This is a genomic window from Anaplasma phagocytophilum (genome assembly GCF_023476575.1).
GTDB lineage: Bacteria > Pseudomonadota > Alphaproteobacteria > Rickettsiales > Anaplasmataceae > Anaplasma > Anaplasma phagocytophilum_A.
This window is the reverse complement of the sequence record NZ_JAHLEX010000179.1, coordinates 1-883: the sequence shown is the minus strand read 5'-3', so window position 1 is coordinate 883 and position 883 is coordinate 1. Positions and strand designations below refer to the sequence as shown.

General features: G+C 35.0%; 1 protein-coding gene. It reads left to right on the top strand.

Annotated elements, in window-relative coordinates:
• Nucleotides 1-206: 206 nt before the first annotated feature.
• Nucleotides 207-614, top strand: a complete 408-nt coding sequence (locus KPX09_RS05440) for a cytochrome c-type biogenesis protein CcmH (protein ID WP_249549327.1) — start codon at nt 207-209, stop codon at nt 612-614.
• The last annotated feature ends 269 nt before the right edge of the window (nt 615-883 follow it).

Below are 883 nucleotides of genomic sequence, written 5' to 3'. Positions count from 1 at the left end.
TATATACGGGGTTCTTAGTTATGATAAAGATTTTTTGGTGCATTGATTAAACAGCAAGTTTGTTGAGAATGCTGATTTTGATTTTATAAAGGCTATACTGCGGTAACACTCCCTGTGATATGAACCAATATGAGCAATAAAGTAGATTATTTAGGCTATGAGTTATAAACTATAGCAGTATTTATTTTAGTAGTTTAGCGATATCTGTGAAGCAGTTAATATTTATTTTTTTACTTTTTATCTCGTTTACTCAAAATGGAGTAAAGAACGCATTTTCCGCAAATGAGGACTTCCTATCTAAGAACCAGGATTCTAGAGCTATAAAGCTCTTTAAGATGACAAAATGTATGACTTGCTCAGGGGAGTCCTTATATGAGTCGCAATCCGCATTTGCAGTTGAAATGCGCTCTTTTATAAGACGTCAAATCATAAATGGTATGACTGATGAACAGATTTTAGATAGCCTAAAACAGCGTTATGGTCGCGCAATTCTTAGTGATATACCATACAATGCTGATACATATTTTTTGTGGATTACTCCTATATTTATGGCGGTAATTATCACAGCGTTTATGGCCCTAAAACTTAGGCGGCTAAACAAATTTGCGAAGTAAAAGAGCCTTATCCAGGTAATACAGTACATATTCTAGTGATATATGATATGGGGGGAGAGAGTATCGCGTTTACATATATAACTCCTGGAACATAACCACACAATGCACGTACCACGTATCTTAGTTATTGCTATATCTTGTGATGAGCCAATTATCAAAAATTTAGGCAGTAGATATATTGAAGGTTTAAAAAATGAGGTAGGAATATACGCATTTTCATCGCAGTACCAGCAGAGGCCCATAAACATTGGTAATAGCGGGATAATACG